This is a genomic window from Neisseria sp. P0009.S007, from assembly GCF_051962515.1.
The window spans coordinates 1-836 of the sequence record NZ_JBQCVF010000746.1 but is presented as its reverse complement, the minus strand read 5'-3'; the positions used below and the strand labels follow the sequence as shown (position 1 = coordinate 836).

Below are 836 nucleotides of genomic sequence, written 5' to 3'. Positions count from 1 at the left end.
GCGGTAATCGTGCCTGCACCCGGCGTGCCGATGTTTGGAATGTCGGCAAAGTTGGATTTGAGTTGGTCTTTGTAGGTTTCAAAGAGCGGCAGTTGCCATGCTTTGTCGTCCACGTTGCGGGAAGCAGTCAGCAGGCTGTCGACCAAATCTTGATTGTTGCCCATCACGCCGCTGACGTCATGACCCAGGGCGATAATGCACGCGCCGGTCAGGGTGGCGACGTCGATAACGGCTTTGGGTTTGAATTGTTCGGCGTAAGTGAGCGCGTCACACAAAATCAGACGGCCTTCGGCATCGGTGTTCAACACTTCGATGGTCAAGCCTTTCATGCTTTTTACGACGTCGCCCGGTTTGTTGGCCGCGCCGGAAGGCATGTTTTCGCAGGTGGCGACGACGGCGATAAGGTTGATCGGCAGTTGCAGTTTGACGGCGGCGCAGAAGGTACTGATGACGGTTGCCGCGCCGCACATGTCGAACTTCATTTCGTCCATGTTCAGACCGGGTTTGAGGGAAATGCCACCGGTGTCGAAGGTAATGCCTTTGCCGACCAATACCACAGGCGCGGCTTCTTTGTCGGCTGCACCGAAATAGCTCAGTTCGACCAAATATGGATCTTCGACGCTGCCTTTGGCGACAGACCAGAACGAACCCATGTTTTCTTTGATGTAGTCTTTTTCGATGATTTTGGCGTGTGCGCCCAGTTTTTCGGCTTCGGCTTTGGCGGTGCGCGCGAGGAATTCAGGCGTGCATTCGTTGGGCGCGGCATTGCCCAAGTCGCGGCAGAGGCTTTGTCCGTAAACTTGCGCTTCGGCAACGCGCAGGGCTTCTTTGACGGC

Annotated in this window: 1 protein-coding gene; it reads right to left on the bottom strand. The window is 55.9% G+C overall.

Annotated elements, in window-relative coordinates:
• Positions 1-836, bottom strand: an 836-nt coding sequence (locus tag ACTHS3_RS16095) for a leucyl aminopeptidase (protein ID WP_440368520.1), incomplete at both ends; no start/stop codon positions are given.